This window comes from Mesorhizobium sp. PUT5, assembly GCF_052216645.1.
Classification (GTDB): domain Bacteria; phylum Pseudomonadota; class Alphaproteobacteria; order Rhizobiales; family Rhizobiaceae; genus Mesorhizobium.
Window position 1 is genome coordinate 3,412,568 of record NZ_JBQOSO010000003.1, and the last position, 21,177, is coordinate 3,433,744.

Genomic DNA, 21,177 nt, shown 5'->3' on the forward strand with positions numbered 1-21,177 from the left:
CGGTATGCTCGCTCTTCGCTCGCCCTTCGCCTGCAATGGCGCGTGCTTACCGCTGCCAACATAGGGAAGCCGATGCTGCGCGCCGACAAGAACGACACCGACGACATTTCGTCCATCGCCGATCTCGCTCTGTTATTCGCGACCGGCTTCTACGCCGATCCAGCGGCTGAAGACGCCCCGCTCGGAGCCATTTTGGGTATGCCACGAGATCGATGGCTGAGTGCAGGACAGAACCTATCTGTCGGTGCTGCCATGGCGGGCATTGATGCCGTCCGTGCTTCTGGATCCCAGGATCGCGACGGCTACGAAATGGACGAGCGCGGCAGCTGCGTGCCCCTATCTTCCTGCGAGGAGCACGGCGGGATACGCGCAGTGGACGGGTCAGGCGGCGCGGCCGGAGCCGCGCCGCCCATTATCATCAGAACTCTTGATAAGCCGCGATAACCGCCGCGATCTGCGCGGTGCTGAGCGCCTGGATCTGCGTTTCGGTGAACGCGTCGAGCTGCTCTTCACCGAGCTTGCCGATCGCCGAAGTGGTCAATCCGGAAAGAGCCTTGAGGTTGATCGCCGCGATCTCGTCGGTCGAGAACTGATCGACATTGTCACCGATGGCACCGATCTGCGTGGCCGACAGGGCCTTGACCTGGCTTTCGGTCAGCGCCTCGATCTGATCGGCGTCCATCCAACTGAACTGCTCGAAGTTCATGCCGGCGACCACCTTGTCGCTCAACGCCGCGATCTGATCGGTGGTGAGCGCCTTGATCTGCGTCTCGGACATCACCTTGACCTGCGCCACGCTCAGCTCGGCAACCTGCTCGGTCGTCAGCGCGCCGACCTGTTCGTCGGTCAGAGCCTTGACCTGGTTGGTGCTCAGGGCCTTGATGTGGGTCACATCCAGGGCAGCGATCTGGTCGGTGGTGAGCGCCTTGACCTGAGTCTCGCTCAACACCTTGACCTGCGCCACGCTCAGCGCGCCGACCTGATCGGTCGTCAACGCCGCGACCTGATCGTCCGTCATGGCCTTGATCTGGCTGGCGCTCAGGGCCTTGACCTGGGTGCCATCCAGGGCAGCGATCTGGTCGGTGGTCAGGGCCTTGATCTGGTTCGTCTTCATCGCCGCCAGTTGGCCAGCCGTCAGCGCGCCGACCTGGTCGGTGGTCAGGGCCGCAATCGCGTCGTCAGACAGCGACGCGATGGCCTTGACGCTGATCGCCGCGATCTCTTCGGCCGAGAACTTGGCGACATTGTCGCCGATGGCACCGATCTGCGTGGCCGACAGGGCCTTGACCTGATCTTCGGTCAGAGCCTCGATCTGGTCTGCGTCCATCCAGCCGAACTGCTCGAAGTTCATGCCGGCGATAACCTTGGTGCTCAGCAGCGCAATCTGATCGGGCTTGAGCGCCTCGACCTGCGTCTGGGTCAGCGCCTTGGCCTGCGTCGACGTCAGGGCCCCCAGTTGATCCGCCCCCAGCTTCTCGATCTGCTCGGGTTCCAGAGCCTTGATCTGCGTCGCATTGAGAACTCCGAACTGGGCGGCCGTCAGATCGGCCACCTTGTCGCCCAGCCCCTTGATCGCCAGGTCGGTGAGCCCGGCAATTGCCTTGGTGCTGATCGCCTTGACCTGATCGCTGCTGAGGTCCTCCAGCGCGGCGGCGTCGATGCCGGCGACCTGCACAGCGCTCAGCGCCGCAATGTGGGTGGTCGACAGGGCGGCGAGTTGCTCCTTGTCGAACTGGCCGATCTGGGCGGCGCTCAGCGCCTTGACCTGCGCCATGCTCAGCGCGCCGACCTGGTCGGCCGTCAGCGCGCCGACCTGGTCGTTGGTCAGGACCTTGATCTGGCTGGTGCTGAGGGCCTTGATCTGGGTGGTATCCAGGGCAGCGATCTGGTCGGTGGTCAGGGCCTTGATCTGGTTCGTCTTCATCGCCGCCAGTTGGCCAGCCGTCAGCGCGCCGACCTGGTCGGTGGTCAGGGCCGCAATCGCGTCGTCAGACAGCGACGCGATGGCCTTGACGCTGATCGCCGCGATCTCTTCGGCCGAGAACTTGGCGACATTGTCGCCGATGGCACCGATCTGCGTGGCCGACAGGGCCTTGACCTGATCTTCGGTCAGAGCCTCGATCTGGTCTGCGTCCATCCAGCCGAACTGCTCGAAGTTCATGCCGGCGATAACCTTGGTGCTCAGCAGCGCAATCTGATCGGGCTTGAGCGCCTTGACCTGATCTTCGGTCAGCGCCTTGGCCTGCGTCGGCGTCAGGGCCCCCAGTTGATCCGCCCCCAACTTCTCGATCTGCTCGGGGTCCAGAGCCTTGATCTGCGTAGTCTTGAGAACTCCGAACTGGGCGGCCGTCAGATCGGCCACCTTGTCGCCCAGCCCCTTGATCGCCAGGTCGGTGAGCCCGGCAATTGCCTTGGTGCTGATCGCCTTGACCTGATCGCTGCTGAGGTCCTCCAGCGCGGCGGCGTCGATGCCGGCGACCTGCACAGCGCTCAGCGCCGCGATGTGGGTGGTCGACAGGGCGGCGAGTTGCTCCTTGTCGAACTGGCCGATCTGGGCGGCGCTCAGCGCCTTGACCTGCGCCACGCTCAGTTCGCCGATCTGATCGGCCGTCAGCGCGCCGACCTGATCGTTGGTCAGGACCTTGATCTGGCTGGTGCTGAGGGCCTTGATCTGGGTGGTATCCAGGGCAGCGATCTGGTCGGTGGTCAGGGCCTTGATCTGGTTCGTCTTCATCGCCGCCAGCTGGCTCGTCGTGAGCGCGCCGACCTGATCGGTGGTCAGGGCCGCAATCGCGTCGTCAGACAGGGCCGAGATGGCCTTGACGCTGATCGCCGCGATCTCGTCGGTCGAGAACTTCGTGATCTCGGTCGCGTCGATGGTGGCCCACTGCGCAGCGGTCATGACCTTGACCTGATCCACCGTCAGCGCCTCGATCTGGTCTGCGTCGAACGCGTCCATCTGCTTCGCGCTCATCGCCGCTACCTGAGACGAAGAGAAGCTGGCAATCTTGGCACTGTCGATCGCCTTCAACTGATCAACGGTCAGGCCCTTGACGGCGGCCGTCGAGATGGCGCCCAGTTGCTCGTCGTCGAAGGCGTTAAAATGCGCCGTGTCGAAAGCGCTGATCTGGTTGGCGTTCAGAGCCTTGATCTGGCCCGTGTTGAACGCCTTCAAGTCATCTTCGCCGAGGGTGCCGATGATAGTCGGCGACAGCGATTTGATCTGATTCAGGCTCATGGAAGAAATGATCGAAGTCATGATGAGCTACCTCTAGCGCTACTCGGTCACATTTTCAGATGCCACGCCTTGTCCGTCAGCTTCCGAGAACGACTTTCAAATCTCTTCACCGGACTGCTGGGTGCGAGTCCGGCGACGAACTTGACCGCCCGGCCGACTCCCGTTGCCGGAAGCGGCCATTCGGATGCCCTTGCGGGCACAGAAAAGGTTGGATCGACCATGCCCCCCTCGCGGGGGCCGAGCGTCGGAAACGCATCATGCAGACAGGGCGCCTAGGCCCTGTTTCCTACGCCTGCTTATGCGCGCCTCCCGCCGAGGCGGAGCGCACCGAGTCCTGCCCGCGACGCACCGCAATATGGTGTTCACAGCAGAGGACTCGACCTATGATTATCGAACGGGTCTCTAATTTTGAATTAACGGCGGGTGTAAGAGGGAGCGACCGCGAAGCCGCCAGCGCGGCGAACTCATCATTCTGCGCACTTCATTCCGGCTGGCGGTCAAGTGGGGCTATGTCGCCCAATTGGAGATGCCGGAAATCCGAGCGCTGCGGCGCACCAGCCATTCGCTGCGCCACCAACACATCTGCTCGCTACATCTTCTCGCTGATCGTGCAGGATGTCTCGGAGCACGACCTTACCCGCAACACCGGACCTCGATCGCCGTGAGCGACAAGCGCTACGCTGAGGTCAGCGTGGAGCGGATCAAGGACGATCTGAGACCTGGGCAGGCAGGGTGGTGAGGCAAGACCGTGACGCTGCGGTCCTGCCACCCGGCACGTCTATTAAAATCGATAGGTCATGCCAAGAACGGGACCGCTCAAGCGGGTGTCGTAGACATGGCCGCCATGGTCATAGTCGACATCGAGCACCTTGTAGCCGACCGAGGCCGAGAAGTGATCGTTGAGGGTGTAGTTGACAGTCGCGAGCGCTGACCATGTGAGGTCGGATCCGGCACCAAAACCGCCGATGTCGGCCTGCGCCTGCACCGACAGCCTTTCCGTCAAAGGAATGAAGGCACGGAGTCCCACCACAGGATCAACCCATCCAAAGCTTTCACCATGAGTGGCGGACACCTCGCCGATGAAAGGATGGCTTGCGGTCACCGTCACATCGTTCGAGATGTGCCAGAAGCGCGCGCCCGCGAGGGCATCGAGCGTGAACTGCGGCGTATCGGCGATACGATAGCCACCTTGCAAGGTGGCCATGAACTGTTTCGTATCGACCCTTGCATCGACATTTGCGCCCGGTGGTATCGCGACGCCCAGACCCGGAATCTGCATCGCAGACAGCGGGCCAGTGCCGTGGCTGTCCGTTGTGTTGACATACATCATATCGCCCGAGAAGACGAAGCGGTCGTAGCGTCCCCAAACATTGACGAAACCGCCGAAATTGAGATCGTCCAGCACGTCGGAAAACGACTTCTCGACACCGATCGTCGGGCCCCGCCGGAATGGCGATATGTGCCCGTCAAGGCCGGCCGCCCACATGTAGGGCGTAATCTGCACCGCCCAGCCCGGACGCTCGGCCGCGACCGGCACCGGCTCTTCGTACCGGTCAGGCACGACGTCGGCGGCATAGGCGCCCTGGACACCGCACAGCATCGCGGCAACGAAAGTCACATACTTTTGCATCGAGTTGCCCCTTAGGCTGAAAGCGTGTTCTTGTGGATGCGCCCGTCCTTCATGATGAGCTTCATCGTGCGCTCCGGATCGGCGATCAGAGAAATATCCTCAAGCGGATTACCATCCATCACGAGCATGTCCGCATAGGCGCCGGCTTCGATCAGCCCAAGCTTTCCCGGATAGGGATCGCGTTGTCCGGAAAGGCCTGCAAGTTCGGCGTTGCCGCTGGTCAGCAGCCGCAAAACGTCGACATTATCATACCACCGCGCGAACTTGGCGAGCTGCTTGCCCTGCGTCGCCGTTCCCTTCGGGTTGAACAATATGTCGGTACCGAGGGCCATATTGATCTTGTGCTTGCGCCCCAGTTCGACTGCGCGTGCGGTGCCTTCGGCGATCATCTGCTGCTGCGCGCGCTGCTCCGGCAAAGCATAGGTGTTGGCATCCTCGTCGGCCAGAAACGGCTGGATGCTCCACCAGGCCCCCGCATCGGCGATGCGCTTGGCAGTTTCGTCGTCGGCAAGCTGGCCATGCTCGATGGATTTCACGCCGCTCGCAATCGCCCGCTGAACGGCGGCGGAGGTATAGGCATGGATGCACACATATGTGCCCCAGTCCGTCGCCGCGGCCACCGCGGCCTTCATCTCGGCTTCGGTATATTGCAGCGCGTCTATCGGATCATAGGGCGAGGCCACGCCGCCGCCACCCATGATCTTGATCTGGCTGGCGCCGAGCATGAGTTGCTCGCGCACCCGGCGCAGCACCTCGGCTTCACCGTCCGCTATTGCCGCGATGCCCGCCTCCTCGCTCACGTTGAGGTTGCTTTGCGGCGTACGCGGCAGGTCGGTGCGCATGCGGAAGTCGCCATGGCCCGACGTCTGTGAAATCATCGCGCCGGAAGGGTAGATGCGCGGCCCGGCGATGCGTCCCTCGTCGATGGCGCGCTTCAGGGCGAAGGACGGGCCGCCGACGTCACGCACGGTCGTGAAGCCGCGCAGCACCGTGCGTTCGGCTTCCTGCGCCGCGACCAGATGGACGTAAGGGATATCGGCGGTCATGGCCACCATTTGCGGGATGCCGGCGAGGATCGAATGCCAGTGCGCATCGATCATGCCGGGCATGAGGGTCCGCCCGCCGCAGTCGATCACCTCCGCGTCGGCAACCGCATCAGCCGAGGCCACCAGAGCCTTGATGAGCTTGCCCTCGACCAGAACCCCCTGCCCTTCGACGAGCTTGGCGCTGGTGCCATCGAAGATGGTCACGTTCGTAAGCAGGATCGGCCTGTTCGGAGTTTGCGCAAAAGCCGGGCTGACGATGCCCAAGGCAGGAGCGGCAAGACTGGCGGCCACCCCCTTCAGAACGGAGCGGCGCGAGAGGCCTCGGTCGATACGCGCGAAAATTTGTTTGGCCTGCGAGCTATGGCAGGCACAGGTCAAACCATGGCTCAAGTGCTGATACCTATGACCAAATCGAAACAGCAAGATATACCTCCGTTTCCGCTCGCAGAACACCTTATGCCAGCCGGTCAAAAATCAATCAACTCGTTGACCTATCTTAAATTATGCTGACAATGACCGCCTGTTAGACAATCAGAAAGTCGTCGAACGGAGGACAGAACGTGACCCTCAAAATGCACACCCTCGGTGCCCTGCTCATATCCGCGAGCATGCTGACGTCTTCGTTCGCCGAGGCTTGCACGCGTTTTGTCTATCATGGAGTGGACGGCGAGGTGATCACCGCGCGCTCGATGGACTGGAAGCTCGATGTCGGCACCAACCTGTGGGCGTTTCCGCGCGGCATGAAGAGATCCGGAGAGGCCGGTCCGAATTCGGTTCACTGGACCTCGAAATATGGCAGCGTCATCGCGACGGGCTATGACATCTCGACCACGGACGGAATGAACGAGGCCGGGCTGGTCGCCAACGTGTTGTGGCTGGTGGAGTCCTCCTATCCGGAATACGACGGCAAGACGCCAGGCCTGACGCTTGCCGCATGGGCGCAATACGTGCTCGACAATTTCGCCACCGTTCAGGAAGCAGTCGATGCCCTGGCCAAGGAACCTTTCACGATCGTGACCGACAACGTGCCGGGCGAGGAACGGCTGGCCACCCTGCACCTCTCGCTATCGGACGCCGGCGGCGATAGCGCCATCATCGAATATATCGACGGCAAGCAGGTCATTCATCACAGCCGCGACTATCAGGTGATGACCAATTCTCCGACCTTCGAGAAGCAACTGGCGCTGAACGAATACTGGAAGCAGATCGGCGGCACCGTCATGCTGCCGGGCACGAACCGTGCCTCCGACCGCTTCGCCCGTGCAGCCTTCTATGTGAACGCCATCCCGAAAAGCGAAGACCCGGTCGAAGCGATCGCCAGCGCCTTCAGCGTGATCCGCAACGTCTCCGTTCCGTTCGGCATCACCACGCCGGACCAACCCAACATCTCCTCGACGCGCTGGCGCACCGTGTCCGACCAGAAGCGCAAGCTCTATTTCTTCGAGTCGGTACTCACTCCGAACATCTTCTGGGTCGACCTGACCAAGCTGGATTTCTCCGAAAAGACCGGAAAGGTGCTGAAGCTCGACCTCGGTCCAAATCAAACCCACATCTATTCGGGCATGGCCAACGATCAGTTCAAGGAGGCCCCGCCGTTCAAGTTCCTCGGCATATGAGCGCAGGAGCATTGCCCGCTCGCTGAATTCTTCGCTCGCCCTTTTGGTCGTTGGCTGCAGTCGGGAAGGACGCGCAGCCGTACCTCTGCGGCGAGCTTCAGGCCCTGTCGAATTCGCTCGATGATGGCCCCGCAAAGACCGCACTTCAAGGCCAAACGGACGCCTCTTCAACATCCCGTTAGCGCCCCTTGAAAGTACGGCGCCAAAGTATAGCTCGTTTTTGGGCAATGGGCGGGATTCGACAAGACGCCGCCTGCCCGGTTTGGACCGCCGAGCCCTGACCTGGGGCCCTTGACCTGGGGCGCCGCCGTATTATCGGCGCCGCCTTTGCCGGCTCGTGTTCAGCGCGGCCGATGCCAAGACGCCCGCCAGTCGAAAGCCGGAGCCATGCCCAGTGGAGGAAAGGTTGCCGCCCTTGCTCGAAGTGAAGGGATTGACCAAGAGCTTCGGGCCGGTCGAGGCGCTTCGCGGCGTCGACCTGAGCTTGCAAGCCGGCGAAGTTCTGGCCGTCGTGGGAGACAACGGTGCAGGCAAATCCACCCTGATCAAACATATTTCCGGCGTCTATAAGCCGGATTCCGGGGAGATTTTGCTCAATGGCAGGCCGGTCGCGATCGACAATCCGCGCGATGGCCTCAGGATCGGCATCGAGACCGTGTATCAGGATCTGGCGCTCGCTGACGAACTGTCGGTCGGCGCCAATATCTTCCTCGGTCGCGAGCCGGTCTGGCGCTTGTTCGGCCTCGTTCCCTTCGTCGACGAGGCTAGGATCCGCAGCGAAACCGACGCGTTGCTGGCTCGCATAGAAAGCCGGATCCCGTCGAGGACCGGTACTGTGCTGGGGCTGTCCGGCGGGCAGCGGCAGGCCGTTGCGATCGCGCGGGCGCTCTACTGGAAAGCCAAGGTGGTGATCCTGGATGAGCCGACGGCGGCGCTCGCGGTCATGGAACGCGAGCACGTCATCGCCCTGTCGCGCAGGCTCGCCTCGGAGGGCGTGGGGGTCATCTATATCGGCCACAACCTCATTGAAATCCTCCAGGTGGCCGATCGCATCGCGGTCATGTTTCGCGGCCGGGTCGTGTATACGGCCAATGCCGGAGAAACCAGCCAGGAGGAGCTCATCAAGTACATGACCGGCTTCGTCCAATGAAGAACTTTGGATCCGGTCGGCCCGAAGGAGAACATCATGAAAAGGCAACTGTTGTTGAGCGTGGCCGCCCTTGCGGGCCTGGGCTCCGCCTCCTTTGGCGCACAAGCCGCCGACTTCTCCAATGCGCGCATCGAGGTGATCGTCAAGGCATCGACATCCCAGTACTGGGCGACGGTCTTCGACGGTGCCCGCGCCGCGGCCAAGGCGCTGGGCGTCAAGATCGACACGCTCGGTGCCCCGGCTGAAACCGATGTCGCGCAGGAAGTCTCCATCACCGAGAATGCCATCGCCAAGCATCCGACCGCCATCGTCATCGCAGCGACGAATGCGGTAGCCCTGGCCGAACCGATCGAAAAAGCGACCGCGGCGGGCATTCCGGTCATCATGATCGACTCTTCCGCGCAGACCGACAAATACGTGACCTTTCTTGCGACCAACAATGTAACCGGAGGGCAGAAGGCCGCCGACGAAATCGCCGGTTGCGTCAAGGCGAGGACCGGGAAAGCCGCAGGCAGCGTTGCCTATCTGACGGCGCTTGCCGGCGCCCAGTCGCTGAACGACCGCGACAAGGGCTTTGTCGATGAATTGAAGAAATATCCCGACATGAAGATCGTCGACCATCGCGTCGGCAACAACGACGCCAGCAAGTCCCTGTCGGATTCGGAGGATATCCTCACCAAAAATCCGAATATCGTCGGCATCTTCGCCGACAACGAACTGGAAGGCGACGGCGCCGGCACGGCGCTGAACGAGAAGGGCAAGGCCAGCAAGGTGTGCCTGGTGTCGTTCGATACCTCCTCCCAGGAATTGAGCTTCCTGAACAAGGGGGTCATCGACGGCTTGATCGTGCAGGATCCCTATATGATGGGCTATGCCGGCGTGTGGTACGCGCTTGAGGCCGCGCATGGCGTGGTGCTGCCCAAATATGTCGATTCCGGCGTGCATGTCGTGACCAAGGCCAACATCGACAGCCCTGCCATGGCCGGCCTGCTCGACCCGTCCAAATATAAGCTCGCGCCGTTCCTGGGGATGTAGAGCCTGCGGCGATCCACCTCTCGTGGACCGCCGTCCGACCGCCTCGGTTTGAGAGGTGCCATAGTGTCGTCTCGCATCGCAACAGGGTTGTCGCTATCCTTGGCCGGCCTGCGCCGTCACCTGCCCGTCGAAACCTATGTCGCCGGGCTGGTGCTGGTGACCTGGGCGGCCTTGGCCGTCCTCTCTCCCTATTTCTGGACATCGGACAATATCACCAACATCCTGCGTCAGGTCTCGATCGCCGCCATCGTGGCGTTCGGGGAGTTGTTCACCATCATCCTGGCGGGCATCGACCTCTCGGTCGGGTCGGTCGCCGGCCTGACGGGCATCGCCTTTGCGATGATGCTTTCCGGCGGCATGCCGATCGTTGCCGCCACGCTCCTCGCACTGCTCCTCGGCTTCGTAATCGGCGCCGCGAATGCGCTGGCCACCGACCGGCTGGGAATTCCGCCCTTCATCGTCACGCTTGCCGGTCTGCAGGCGTTTCGCGGCCTCGCCCTTCTCCTGTCGGGGGGCATGACCATCGCCGGCATTCCCGATCCGGTCTCGGAGGTCGCCAACGCTTCCGTTCTCCGCGTGCCGATGCTGTTCATCATCATGATCGTGATCGGCCTGGGCTCGCATATCATGCTGCGCTACACGCGCCTGGGCCGCTATATGTATGCCATCGGCAGCAATATCGAGTCCGCACGGCGCGTCGGCATCAACGTCACCGTCGTCACGCTTGCCGCCTACAGTTTGTCGTCGGTCTTCGCTGCGACCGGCGGCATGCTCCTGGTCTCCAGGCTGTCCATGGGGACCCCGACGGCAGCAACCGGCTACGAGTTGGAGGCGATCGCCGCAGTGGTGGTCGGCGGGGGAAGCCTCTTCGGCGGGCGCGGCACGATCCTGGGGTGCCTGATCGGCGCCTTGCTGTTCACCACGATAGGAAACGGTGCAAACCTGCTCGGCGTGGACCCATTTTGGGAAATGGTCGTCGAGGGCGTGCTGATCGCCGTCGTGGTCTACATCGACAACATACAAAAGCGCCGGCGCATTGGATTGTGAGCCTGTCCGGGCGCCGCATCCACCGTCGTGACCTTGCGGGCACCATGCGCCACGAACACGACGTCCCCGTCGTCAGGTCCGCACCGTCGGTCGCTATGGCGGCGCCCGGAGCGGCCTTATCCAGAACTATGGAAGCCTCGGGGGCGCCCGCTTCGTAGGAAACGGTGCTGCTAACCGCAACGCCGCCCCGCGGAAGCCGGCACTCTGGCCATCCGCAAGACCGTCGATATTTTCGGCCTGGTTGATCTGCCAGACTTGCCGGGCGCCGACGAACACGCCGGCATGGACTCCAGCCCCGCCGTTCAGACCTGATATCCGACCGGCACCACCCGTCCGGGTTATGCCGGCGGAGTTGGCACCAAGGCTACGAGGCGCGGGCGATGGCGGAGCGAGGGATGATCGATATCACGCACCGCCTCGGCGCATGGCGACCTAGAACGCGACCTTGTCGGCCCCCTTGAGGCGCAGAATTTCGCGCGCTTCCGCCGGGGTGGCCACGGTCTTTCCCAGACCTTCGACGATGCTGCGCGCCATGCGCACCTGCTCCGCGCTCGACGTGGCCAAACGCCCCCTGCCCGCCCACAGGGAATCCTCCAGCCCCACGCGGATATGTCCGCCCATCGATGCCGACATGGCCGCGATGCGCAACTGGCTGGCGCCGGCGCCGAGCACCGACCAGACATAATTGTCGCCGAACAGGCGGTCGGCCGTGCGCCGCATGTGCACGACATCTTCCTGGTGCGTTCCGATGCCGCCCAGGATGCCGAACACCGACTGGATGAAGAACGGCGCCTTGACGAGACCCCGGTCCGCAAAATGAGCGAGATTGTAGAGATGGCCGATATCGTAGCACTCGAACTCGAAGCGCGTACCGTTCTCGGAGCACTTCGCGAGGATGTACTCGATGTCCTTGAAGCTGTTGCGGAACACGAGATCCCGCGTCGCCTCGAGGGCGCCCGCCTCCCAGTCGTGCTTGAAGTCCTTGTACTTCTGCAGAAGCGGAAACAAACCGAAATTGATCGAGCCCATGTTGAGGGAAGCGACTTCCGGCGCATAGGCCAGGGCCGGCTGCACGCGCTCCTCGACCTTCATGAAGGGGCTTCCGCCGGTGGTGATGTTGACGACGGCTCCCGTCCCGTTCTTGACGTCGGCCAGGAAGCGCCCGAAGGCCGCGACGCTCTGGTCCGGCTTGCCTGTTTCGGGATCGCGTGCATGCAGATGCAGAATGGCCGCGCCGGCCTCGGCCGCCAAAGTCGCCTCACGCGTGATTTCCTCCGGCGTGACAGGCAGATGCGGCGACATAGACGGCGTGTGGATAGCCCCCGTCAATGCGCAGGTGATGATGACTTTGTCCTTCAAATCCATTTGCTTTTCCTTGGCATGACATGGCGTTGCGCCGGCATCCTGTCCTTGCCCGGCGCGGTAGGCTGGTGAATTGGAACTCAAAGACCGCGATCGGCCACGTGTTCAAAGAAATCGTTGAGCCGCCGCTCGTCTCTTCTGCCGAAGATGATTTCAGGCGGCTCGTCATGGAGTATCTTTCCGCCCTCCATGAAGATCATGCGGTCGGCGACCCTGCGCGCGAAGCCCATTTCGTGCGTCACGCAGATCATGGTGATGCCCGTATCGGCCAGTTCGTTCATCACGTTAAGAACCTCGCCGACCATCTCGGGATCGAGCGCCGAGGTCGGTTCGTCGAAGAGCATCACCTGCGGCTGCAGGCAGAGCGCCCGTGCGATCGCCACGCGCTGCTGCTGCCCGCCGGAAAGCTCGTGCGGAAATTTGGCGGCGTGATCGGTCATCCGCACCCGCGCCAGGAATTCCAGCGCGCGTTGCCGGGCTTCCTTCTCGGGGACCGAGCGCGCCACCGGGCCGAGCATGCAGTTTTCCAGGGCGGTCATGTGGGGGAAGAGATTGAAGTGCTGGAACACCATGCCGACCTTGCGGCGGATCAGGGGCACGGTTCCCAGATCGCGGCTGACAGGCACGCCCTCCACGGTGATGACGCCTGCCTGATAGTCTTCCAGGCCGTTCACGCAGCGGATGAGCGTGGATTTTCCGGAACCGGAAGGGCCGAAAACGATGATGCGCTCGCCGGGCCGAATGGACAGGTCGATGTCCTTCAGCACTTCGAAGTTGCCAAATCGCTTCGAAACGCGCTGGAAACGAACGGAGGCTTTCGCTTCCGTGCCGGATGGCGGACTTGCATGGGTCATGGCCGCCGCCCCGTCTTGAGGTGGCGTTCCAGCTTCTGGCTGTACCAGGAAATGCCGCCGCAGAAGAAGAAGTAGATCATGGCGGTGAACGCGTAGGCCTCGATATAGACGCCGGACCAGGCCGGATCGCTGATGGCGGCATTCGTGGTGCCCATGAGATCGTGCATGCTGATGATGACGACGAGCGAGGTGTCCTTGAACGCGGCGATGAACACATTGACCAGCGAGGGGATCGTCAGGCGGAAGACCTGCGGCAGGATCACCTTGAACGTGGCCTCCCGATAGGTCAGGCCGATGGCTTCGGCCGCCTCGTACTGGCCTCTGGGGATCGCCTGCAGCCCGCCGCGCAGCACCTCGGCCATGTAGGCGGCAAAGAACATGACGAATGCCGCCTGGGCGCGCAGGATCTTGGAGATTTCGAAGCCGCTCGGCAGGATGATCGGCAGCATCAGCGCCGCCATGAACAGGATGCTGATCAGCGGCACGCCCCTGATCAGCTCGATATAGGCGATCGAGAGCCAGCGGATGACCGGCAGTTCTGATTGGCGGCCGAGCGCGAGCAGCACCGACAGGACCAGCGCGAGAAAGATGCCGAAGACGGACAGCATGACCGTAAGCGGCAGGCCGCTCCAGCGGTCGATCTCCACGCGATCCAGGCCGGCGACGCCGCCGGCCATCAAGATGCCGGCCGCCGCGATCGCCGCCGCCCAGAGGCCGATCAGGAACCGGCCCCAGCCCCTGCGGCGCCATTGGCGCCAGTCGGCGCTCAGCGCCAGGGCGGCCAGCACGATGACCATGGCCAGCAGCGGACGCCACTGCTCGTCATAGGGATAGCGCCCGAAAATGATCAGGCGCAGCTTGGCTCCGATGAACGCCCAGCACGCACCGTCCTGCTGGATGCATTTCTTCGGGTCGTCGGTGGCCCACACCGCATCGGCAATGCCCCAGCGCAGAAGGGCGGGGATCGCCGTCACCAGCAGCCACATGATGGCGACCGTCAGGGCGGCATTCACCGGCGTGCCGAAAGCCGGCTTAAGGATTGCCAGCAGGCGGTGGCGGGCGCCCGTTGCTTCATACCCTGCAGGAGACATCAGCTTCCCTTGGCAATGTTCGCCTTGTTGTAGGCATTCATGAGGGCGGAGATTGCGAGGCTGATCGAAAGGTAGACCGCCATGACGATCGCGATGACCTCGATGGACCGCCCGACCTCGCTGATGACCACCGTCGCCACCCGCATGATCTCGGGATAGGCGATCGCCACGGCCAGCGAACTGTTCTTGACGATGTCGAGATATTGGCTCGCGATGGGAGGCACCGAGATTTTCAGTGCTTGCGGAAGGACGACCAGGCGCATCGTCTGGCCATCGCGCAGACCGAGCGAGGCGGCCGCTTCCTTCTGGCCGGCGGAGACACCCAGGATGCCGCTGCGCACGTTTTCCGCAATGAAGGCGGCCGAATAGATCGAGAGCCCCAGGAATACGGCCGTGAATTCGGGGGTTATCAAGGCCCCGCCCCTGAAGTTCAGGCCGGAGATCGCCGGAACCTCAAGCGTGCCGCATGTGCCCAGCACGGCCAGCATGAGGACGACGATCCCGCCCATGGCGCGAAAATCGCCAAGCGCGCGCCAGCCTGTCTGCCGTCTGTCCGTGACATCGCCCGTCGCGCGGGCCACCACTGCCGCAAGCAGCAACGCCGCCAGCGCCACAAGCGCCCAGAATGCAGCCGGCGGCAGGTTCATGGTGGGGAAATACACGCCGCGGTTGGTAAAATAGAAGCCCTCGACCGGGCCCAGCGCCTTGCGCGGCGTCGGCAGCGAGCGCGTGATCACCGCATACCAGAACAGCATCTGGAGGATCAGCGGAATGTTGCGCATGAATTCGATATAGCCGGACGTGATGAAGCGCGAGAGCGGATTGGCGGACAGGCGCAGCACCCCTACCGCGATCCCCAGCACGGTGGCCGCAACGATGCTGGCCAACGAGACCAGAAGCGTATTGACCACGCCGGCCCAGAATGCCGCGAGCACGCTGTCGCCCGCGACGAAACCGGTGATGCCCTCTCCGAGTTCGAAGGAGGCACGGCTCCAGATGAAGCCGAAACCGAGAGATGTTGAGGTCTTCGCCAGGTTGGCCGAGGCGTTGCCGATGAAGAAGGCAAGCGCCGCCAAGAGGCACAGGATCACGGCCAGTTGCGCCGCCCATCGCCTGAAAAAGGGGCGCCTCCAGAAAGGAGGCGCTTGATAGTCATCGAAAGTCGTCAACGCAGGTTCCCACTGTGGGGGTGCGCCGGGGGTCTGCCCGGCGCGCCCTCGGCCAGGATCAACGCCAGGACGGCGCGAACAGCAGCCCGCCGCGTTCGTAGAGGTCGTTCATTCCGCGCGGGATCTTGAGCACAGAACCGTCACCCAGATGGCGATCATAGATCTCGCCATAATTGCCGACAGCCTTGATGACGTTCACCACCCAGTCGTTTGCAAGCCCCATCTTCTCGCCCAGATCGCCGTCCACTCCGAGGAACGTGCGCACGACCGGATCATCCGACTTCAGGCTTTCCTCGACATTGTCGCGGGTGACGCCCAGTTCCTCGGCCGTTACCAGGGCAAAATGCGTCCAGCGAATGACGTCGCCCCAACGGGCATCGCCTTCGCGGTAGAGCGGCGCCTCGTACGACTTGGCAATCACTTCCGGCAGGATCACATGGGCATCGGGATCCTTGAAGCCCCGGCGCGCGATCGCCAGCGAGGGGGTCTCATGGGTCATGACATCGCAGCGGCCGCTCTCGTAGACGGAGGGCACCTGCGACTCCTGTTCGACCGCGACCGGCGTGAACTTCATATTGCGGGCGCGGAAATAGTCGGCGACATAGCGCTCGGTCACGCTGCCCGCCAGGACGCAGACGGACGCACCGTCCAGATCCGTTACGCTCTTCGCCCCGAGCTCGGCATGCGCCATGAAGCTCTGGCCGGTGTAGAAATTCGGCGGAATGAAATCCAGCTTGAGCTGCGTGTCGCGCGAGAGCGTATAAGTCACGCTGCGCGAAAGAACGTCCACCTCGCCCGACTGCAGCGCAGTGAACGACTGATTGAACGCCAAGGGAATGATCTTGACCGCATCCGGCTTTCCGGAAATCGCGGCCGCGAACGCATGGCAATAGTCGACATCGAACCCGGTCCAGGCACCCTTGTCGTCCAGGAACGAGAAGCCCGCCAGTTGATCGGAAACACCGCACTTCAGCTCGCCAGCCTTCTGGACATCCTCCAGCATATCCGCCGAAGCGCCATGGCCCATCGCCAGGACGGCCGCCCCGCCAAGAAGGCCCACAAGCCAGCCATTCCGATTCTGCTTCTTACGCAATCTCACCTACGCCTCCCGCTGTCTTGACCTGCCGGGGCACAGAGGCCCGGCCCATCGCCGATCCTTGCAGGACTGCCTCCTGAAAGGGAGCCCCCAACCGATTTCGGAGCACGATATTAAAAATCACAAATATTTATCGAATACAATATGGCTTGTCATTTTGGTCACGAAGACGGGAAAACTTTCATGTTTTTCTCAATATCATACTGATTTATATGAGCTTTTTGTAAATCTAGGATGCCAATTTTGCAGATTGCCATAAAACAAAGAAAGATGTAACATGTGATCACATTATCCAATTAGCAATCGAGAGGATGTCACACGTGGCGCCGAAGCTGACGCGGGATACCGCCGAGGAAGGGGCAATGACAGGCTCTGGGGAGTCGACGCTCGCGGCCTTGCAGTTCCGGGAAGTTCCATCCGTCCTGGCCGGGCTTGCCAGCGTGACGCGTCTGTCCCTTCAGGACCAGATCTACAACTCGCTCTACAAGGCCATATCCTCAGGCGCCTTCGCGCCCGGCCAGCGCTTTTCCCTGCGTTCCGTGGCCGTCGCGCTCGGCACCAGCACAATGCCGGTGCGCGAGGCCGTCAGCAGGCTCGTGGAGATCGGGGCGCTCGAACTGCTGGAAAACCGCCGCCTGCGCGTGCCGCTGCTCGACGCGGAGCGCTATCGCGATCTGATCAGGGCCCGGCTTCTGATCGAGTCGTCCGCCACCGAAGCCGGGGTGCCCATCATCTCGGACGAGGCGATAGCCGATCTGACCCTCATGCATCGGGACATGTGCCAATTGTCGGAGAAGCCTTATACGGACGAATATGCGGGGCGCTATCTGGCCATCAACCGCAACTTCCATTTCACGATCTATGAATCCGCCCGATCCCAGACCCTGACCAACATAATCGAATCCCTTTGGGTTCGGACCGGGCCTTTCCTGCATATCCTGCACCAGCGCACGTCGAACTGGCGCGGCAACGAGATCCACGCGCGCATCCTGGAGGCCGTTCAACGGCGGGACGGGCAGGCCGCCAAGCTGGCCGTCCATGAAGATATCGAATCTGCAATGAACTATGTCATTGAAGACAAGATGTTTAAATAATTATTGATAGATAATCTAACCCAAAAACAAGACGATCCCCGCTCGCACCATGCAGAACAGGCAGCACAATGTCCGCTAATACCAGCAACATCCAAATCGACACCGCGCTTCAGGAAGCCAAATCCCGCTTCCTGAAGCGAAACCCTAAGAGCGCGGAGGCCCATGAAAAGGCGGCGCGCTCGATGCCGGGCGGCAACACCCGCACAAGCCTGTTTTACGCCCCCTTCCCGCTCGCCATCGCGCGCGGCGAAGGGCCCAATATCTGGGATGTGGACGGCCACGAATATCTCGACCTGCTCGGCGAGTTCACCGCCGGTCTCTACGGGCATTCCCACCCCGTCATCCGCGAGGCGCTGAATCATGCGCTGGACAACGGGGTCAATTTCGGCGGGCACGGCCTCGTCGAAGCCGAATTCGCGGAAACCTTGTGCCGCCGTTTCAAGTCGATCGACCTGATCCGCTTCACCAATTCGGGCACGGAAGCCAATCTGATGGCGATCAGCACCGCGCTCGCCATCAGCAAGCGGCGCAAGGTGCTGGCTTTCAACGGCGGCTACCATGGCGGCGTGTTCACCTTCCATAGCGGCCACAACAGGATCAACGCCCCGTTCGACTTCATTCTGGGCCGCTACAACGACGTCGACGGCACAAGGCAATTGATCGAGGACAACGCCCCGGCCCTCGGCGTGGTTATTCTCGAACCCATGCAGGGCGGTGCCGGCTGCATCCCCGCTTCCGAGGAGTTCCTGACCATGCTTCGCGAGGTTACCGCGCAACATGGCATCACCTTGATATTCGACGAGGTCATGACCTCGCGCCTCGGCGTCGGAGGTCTTCAGGGGGAAGTGGGAATAACCCCCGATATGACTACGCTCGGCAAATATGTCGGGGGCGGCATGAGCTTCGGCGCCTTCGGCGGCACGGAAAGGATCATGCGGCATCTGGATCCGCGCCAGCCCGATTCCATGCCCCATGCCGGCACGTTCAACAACAACGTGCTGACCATGTCTGCCGGTCTCGCGGCCATGACCCGGATCTACACGCCTCAGGCTGTCGCGGAACTCAACGGGCGCGGGGAGAAGCTGCGCAAACGGCTGAATGCCCTGTTCGCCGAACGCGGCCTGGCGATCAGCTTCACCGGGCGCGGCTCCATGATGAACGTTCACCCGACCGACGCCAAGGTCGAGAGCGTGGAGGATACCAGGCTCGGCCGCCCGGAAATCCGCGATCTTTTCTTCTTCGACATGCTGGAGAAGGGCTTCTACTGCGCGCGCCGCGGCATGATCAACCTGTCGCTGGTCGTCACCGACGAACACGCCGATCAGTTCGTCGCCGCCGTGGAAGAGTTCGCCACCGTTCATAAGGCGCTGCTCTCGTCCGCAGCCTGACACGGCCGCCAAGGTGGCTCCGGAACCGCTGGAGCCACCCTGGCCGCGGCATGTCCAGCTATACGAAGCCGGCCCGACAAAAAGCCCGCCAGGCGAAACCGGGCGGGCTGCTTCATTCCTGCCTTGGCCCCCCGGGCGTCACTCCATCATCTCTCCGCCGGCCCTTCCGCCCTGATCCTCTCCCATTCTTCCGCCGTCAACGCCGCCGCAAGCACGGTGTCCACCTCTTCCAGGTAGCTCATCCACATCGGCTTGCCGTCGTGCATGGTGTTTTCGGGCAACACCTGGAAACGGCACAGGGCGCGCGCGGCGCGCTCACGCGGGCTTTTCGGATTGCGAAACATCGCCAACCCTCTCATTTTTATGTGTCGCGCACAACCACCGGGCCGGCCCGCCCTCAAGCGTTCGGCGGATCCGGCGCCGGATCCTGCGAAAGCCAAAAGGATCGGACGGGCATTTTTCGGCCTGGAAGATGGGAAAGCGATGACCCGGGTGTAGGAATGGCGCATGCTCACTCGTCCTCAAAGCAAGGATCGGCTTTTGTGAGGCACCATCCCGCGCAAGGGCCGGAATCCGGTTCCGTCAGTCGAAAGGACAAGCGACATGCCCAATACGATCCGCCTGCATCGCGTTCTGGCAACCAGCCCGGAGAAAGTCTATCGTGCCTTCATCGAGGCTGACGCGCTCGCCAAATGGCTTCCGCCCAACGGCTTTGCCTGCACCGTGCACCATCTGGAGCCGAAAGCCGGCGGCACGTTCAGGATGTCCTTCCGGAACTTCACAACCGGCAACAGCCACGCGTTCGGCGGAGAGTATGTCGAACTCGTGCCTGGAAAACGGCTGCGCTATACGGACAAATTCGACGATCCCAACCTTCCGGGCCAGATGCAGGTTACCGTGGCCTTGACGAAGGTCTCGGTCGGCACGGAGATCGAAATCGAACAGGCCGGTATTCCGGATTTGATCCCGCCCGAAGCCTGTTATCTCGGCTGGCAGGAGTCGCTGCGAAACCTCGCAAGGCTCGTCGAGCCCGAGATCAATCAATAGGGCAGCGGGCGCCGCGGGAAAGAACGGCTCCGGCCGAAGGCGGGCACCCGCGCGGCCGGAACCGGGCGGGTGCGTATTGCAGTCTCACGCCGCTTTCGGCTTGCGGCCGCGCTTTGCGGGAGGGGCCTCGGGCTCCTGCTGAGTGGCGGGCTTGCGGCCGAGGCCCATCTTTTTGGCCAGTTCCGAACGCGCCGCGGCATAGTTTGGCGCCGCCATTGGATAATCGGCCGGCAGCCCCCACTTGGCGCGATACTCTTCGGGCGAGAGGCCGTGATGCGAAGCGAGGTGCCGCTTGAGCGACTTGAACTTTTGCCCGTCCTCCAGGCAAACGATGTAGTCGCCGTGTACGGAACGCTTCGGATTGACGGCAGGGGCCTGCGAAGGGGCTTCGGCTTCGGCTACACTCCCCAGTTGCGCGAGCGCGGCATTGACGCTGGCTATAAGAGACGCCAATTCTCCAGCGGGGACAGGATTGTTGGACACATAGGCAGAAACCACGTCCGCCGTCAGTTCCAAAAGTGTTTCGTTCTTGTTTTCGTGATCGTTCATCGTGATTTTCCAGAATTGAAAAGCCGGCCCCGCGGGCCTGATAGAATTTATTTCGGCGGCCGGCAAGATTGACTTGGCCATGTACACGCCTCTTCTGCCGCCGGCGCAGGAAGTTTTGGCCGGCGCCCCTGGCACCAGCCGGATGCCGTCGCGCGCCACATCGGCCGCGCCGGCACGCCACCCCGGGGTCGGTCGGGGCCGGCCGGCACGCGGCGCAACGTCCTTTTGCACATGCGACGCAGGTAGGATAGGAATGCAGCTTTCCCGAAGCCTGCGTGCCGAGCTTCAGCAGGTGCCGGAGGATAGCTGGAGTATCGCCAGATTGGAACGCAGCATTGCAGCCCTTTGCAAGGAGTTCGGGCTGAGGCTCACCAGCCCCCGCCGCATCATCATGCAGGTTCTGTTCGATTCGAGCGATCATCCCGATGCGGTCGAGCTGCATCGCCGCGTGACCGCGATAGAGCCGACGATTTCGCTCGCGACCGTCTATCGCACCGTCAATCTCCTGCGCGACAAGGGCGTGCTGGAGCGCCACACCTTCGGTGACGGCCGGGCGCGCTACGAAGCCGCGCCGCGCGAGCATCACGACCATCTGATCAACGTGGAAACGGGCGACGTCATCGAATTCCAGTCGCAGGAGATCGAGCGGCTGCAGGAAGAGATCGCCCGCCGGCACGGCTTCGCCATCGTCAGCCATAAGCTCGAGATCTATGTGCGCCCCTTGAAGAAGCAAAAGGGCCGCGACCGCTCGGGGGCGTGAGGCAG

At 62.4% G+C, this 21,177-nt stretch carries 19 protein-coding genes; 9 read left to right on the forward strand and 10 right to left on the reverse strand.

Annotated features, from left to right (window positions below):
* Positions 1-72 precede the first annotated feature (72 nt).
* Positions 73-444 carry a hypothetical protein gene (locus ACTDI4_RS18280; protein WP_442842494.1) on the forward strand — a complete coding sequence of 124 codons (372 nt, stop codon included), beginning with the start codon at positions 73-75 and terminating at the stop codon, positions 442-444.
* Here ACTDI4_RS18280 and ACTDI4_RS18285 read toward each other — a convergent pair.
* From ACTDI4_RS18285 to ACTDI4_RS18295, 3 genes are all read right to left on the reverse strand, one after another.
* A complete protein-coding gene (locus tag ACTDI4_RS18285) occupies positions 419-3,259 on the reverse strand; it encodes a hypothetical protein (protein WP_442842495.1) in 2,841 nt (946 codons plus the stop codon). The two genes, ACTDI4_RS18280 and ACTDI4_RS18285, sit on opposite strands and share 26 nt — an antisense overlap.
* A gap of 760 nt (positions 3,260-4,019) precedes the next feature.
* Complete coding sequence (locus tag ACTDI4_RS18290; RefSeq protein ID WP_442842496.1) at positions 4,020-4,868, reverse strand: hypothetical protein; 849 nt, start codon at positions 4,866-4,868, stop codon at positions 4,020-4,022.
* 11 nt (positions 4,869-4,879) lie between these two features.
* A complete protein-coding gene (locus tag ACTDI4_RS18295) occupies positions 4,880-6,367 on the reverse strand; it encodes an amidohydrolase family protein (protein ID WP_442842497.1) in 1,488 nt (495 codons plus the stop codon).
* A 119-nt stretch (positions 6,368-6,486) separates the two neighbouring features.
* Between ACTDI4_RS18295 and ACTDI4_RS18300 the strand changes: the two genes are divergently transcribed.
* The 4 genes from ACTDI4_RS18300 (at position 6,487) to ACTDI4_RS18315 (ending at position 10,762) form a co-directional block, all read left to right on the forward strand.
* Complete coding sequence (locus tag ACTDI4_RS18300; protein ID WP_442843396.1) at positions 6,487-7,530, forward strand: linear amide C-N hydrolase; 1,044 nt, start codon at positions 6,487-6,489, stop codon at positions 7,528-7,530.
* A 424-nt stretch (positions 7,531-7,954) separates the two neighbouring features.
* Entirely contained in the window at positions 7,955-8,680 is a 726-nt protein-coding gene (locus tag ACTDI4_RS18305; protein ID WP_442843397.1) for an ATP-binding cassette domain-containing protein, read from the forward strand.
* A gap of 36 nt (positions 8,681-8,716) precedes the next feature.
* Positions 8,717-9,715 carry an ABC transporter substrate-binding protein gene (locus ACTDI4_RS18310; protein ID WP_442842498.1) on the forward strand — a complete coding sequence of 333 codons (999 nt, stop codon included), beginning with the start codon at positions 8,717-8,719 and terminating at the stop codon, positions 9,713-9,715.
* A gap of 99 nt (positions 9,716-9,814) precedes the next feature.
* Entirely contained in the window at positions 9,815-10,762 is a 948-nt protein-coding gene (locus ACTDI4_RS18315) for an ABC transporter permease (protein ID WP_442842499.1), read from the forward strand.
* Between the two features lie 432 nt (positions 10,763-11,194).
* Here the strand turns inward: ACTDI4_RS18315 and ACTDI4_RS18320 are convergent, their stop codons facing one another.
* The 5 genes from ACTDI4_RS18320 to ACTDI4_RS18340 form a co-directional block, all read right to left on the reverse strand.
* Positions 11,195-12,127 (reverse strand): 3-keto-5-aminohexanoate cleavage protein, encoded by a 933-nt coding sequence (locus tag ACTDI4_RS18320; protein ID WP_442842500.1) that lies wholly within the window; start codon positions 12,125-12,127, stop codon positions 11,195-11,197.
* Between the two features lie 77 nt (positions 12,128-12,204).
* Positions 12,205-12,978, reverse strand: a complete 774-nt coding sequence (locus tag ACTDI4_RS18325) for an amino acid ABC transporter ATP-binding protein (RefSeq protein ID WP_442842501.1) — start codon at positions 12,976-12,978, stop codon at positions 12,205-12,207.
* Entirely contained in the window at positions 12,975-14,069 is a 1,095-nt protein-coding gene (locus ACTDI4_RS18330; RefSeq protein ID WP_442842502.1) for an amino acid ABC transporter permease, read from the reverse strand. The genes ACTDI4_RS18325 and ACTDI4_RS18330 overlap by 4 nt, the downstream gene beginning before the upstream one ends.
* Positions 14,069-15,160 (reverse strand): amino acid ABC transporter permease, encoded by a 1,092-nt coding sequence (locus tag ACTDI4_RS18335; RefSeq protein WP_442842503.1) that lies wholly within the window; start codon positions 15,158-15,160, stop codon positions 14,069-14,071. The genes ACTDI4_RS18330 and ACTDI4_RS18335 overlap by 1 nt, the downstream gene beginning before the upstream one ends.
* Before the next feature lie 136 nt (positions 15,161-15,296).
* Positions 15,297-16,265, reverse strand: a complete 969-nt coding sequence (locus ACTDI4_RS18340; RefSeq protein ID WP_442843398.1) for an amino acid ABC transporter substrate-binding protein — start codon at positions 16,263-16,265, stop codon at positions 15,297-15,299.
* A gap of 389 nt (positions 16,266-16,654) precedes the next feature.
* Between ACTDI4_RS18340 and ACTDI4_RS18345 the strand changes: the two genes are divergently transcribed.
* Together ACTDI4_RS18345 and ACTDI4_RS18350 are read left to right on the forward strand one after the other, a co-directional pair.
* The gene (locus ACTDI4_RS18345; RefSeq protein WP_442842504.1) at positions 16,655-17,428 is read left to right on the forward strand and encodes a GntR family transcriptional regulator; all 774 of its coding nucleotides are present in this window, start codon (positions 16,655-16,657) and stop codon (positions 17,426-17,428) included.
* A 68-nt stretch (positions 17,429-17,496) separates the two neighbouring features.
* Positions 17,497-18,816 (forward strand): aspartate aminotransferase family protein, encoded by a 1,320-nt coding sequence (locus ACTDI4_RS18350; RefSeq protein WP_442842505.1) that lies wholly within the window; start codon positions 17,497-17,499, stop codon positions 18,814-18,816.
* 146 nt (positions 18,817-18,962) lie between these two features.
* On the opposite strand, the gene ACTDI4_RS18355 is transcribed toward ACTDI4_RS18350, so the two are convergent.
* Positions 18,963-19,325 carry a hypothetical protein gene (locus ACTDI4_RS18355; protein WP_442842506.1) on the reverse strand — a complete coding sequence of 121 codons (363 nt, stop codon included), beginning with the start codon at positions 19,323-19,325 and terminating at the stop codon, positions 18,963-18,965.
* Between the two features lie 94 nt (positions 19,326-19,419).
* Between ACTDI4_RS18355 and ACTDI4_RS18360 the strand changes: the two genes are divergently transcribed.
* Positions 19,420-19,863, forward strand: coding sequence for an SRPBCC family protein (locus tag ACTDI4_RS18360; protein WP_442842507.1), 444 nt, complete (start codon positions 19,420-19,422; stop codon positions 19,861-19,863).
* A gap of 84 nt (positions 19,864-19,947) precedes the next feature.
* Here ACTDI4_RS18360 and ACTDI4_RS18365 read toward each other — a convergent pair whose 3' ends face one another.
* A complete protein-coding gene (locus ACTDI4_RS18365; protein WP_442843399.1) occupies positions 19,948-20,412 on the reverse strand; it encodes a MucR family transcriptional regulator in 465 nt (154 codons plus the stop codon).
* 253 nt (positions 20,413-20,665) lie between these two features.
* On the opposite strand from ACTDI4_RS18365, the gene ACTDI4_RS18370 reads away from it, so the two are divergent.
* A complete protein-coding gene (locus ACTDI4_RS18370) occupies positions 20,666-21,172 on the forward strand; it encodes a Fur family transcriptional regulator (protein WP_442842508.1) in 507 nt (168 codons plus the stop codon).
* Positions 21,173-21,177 lie beyond the last annotated feature (5 nt).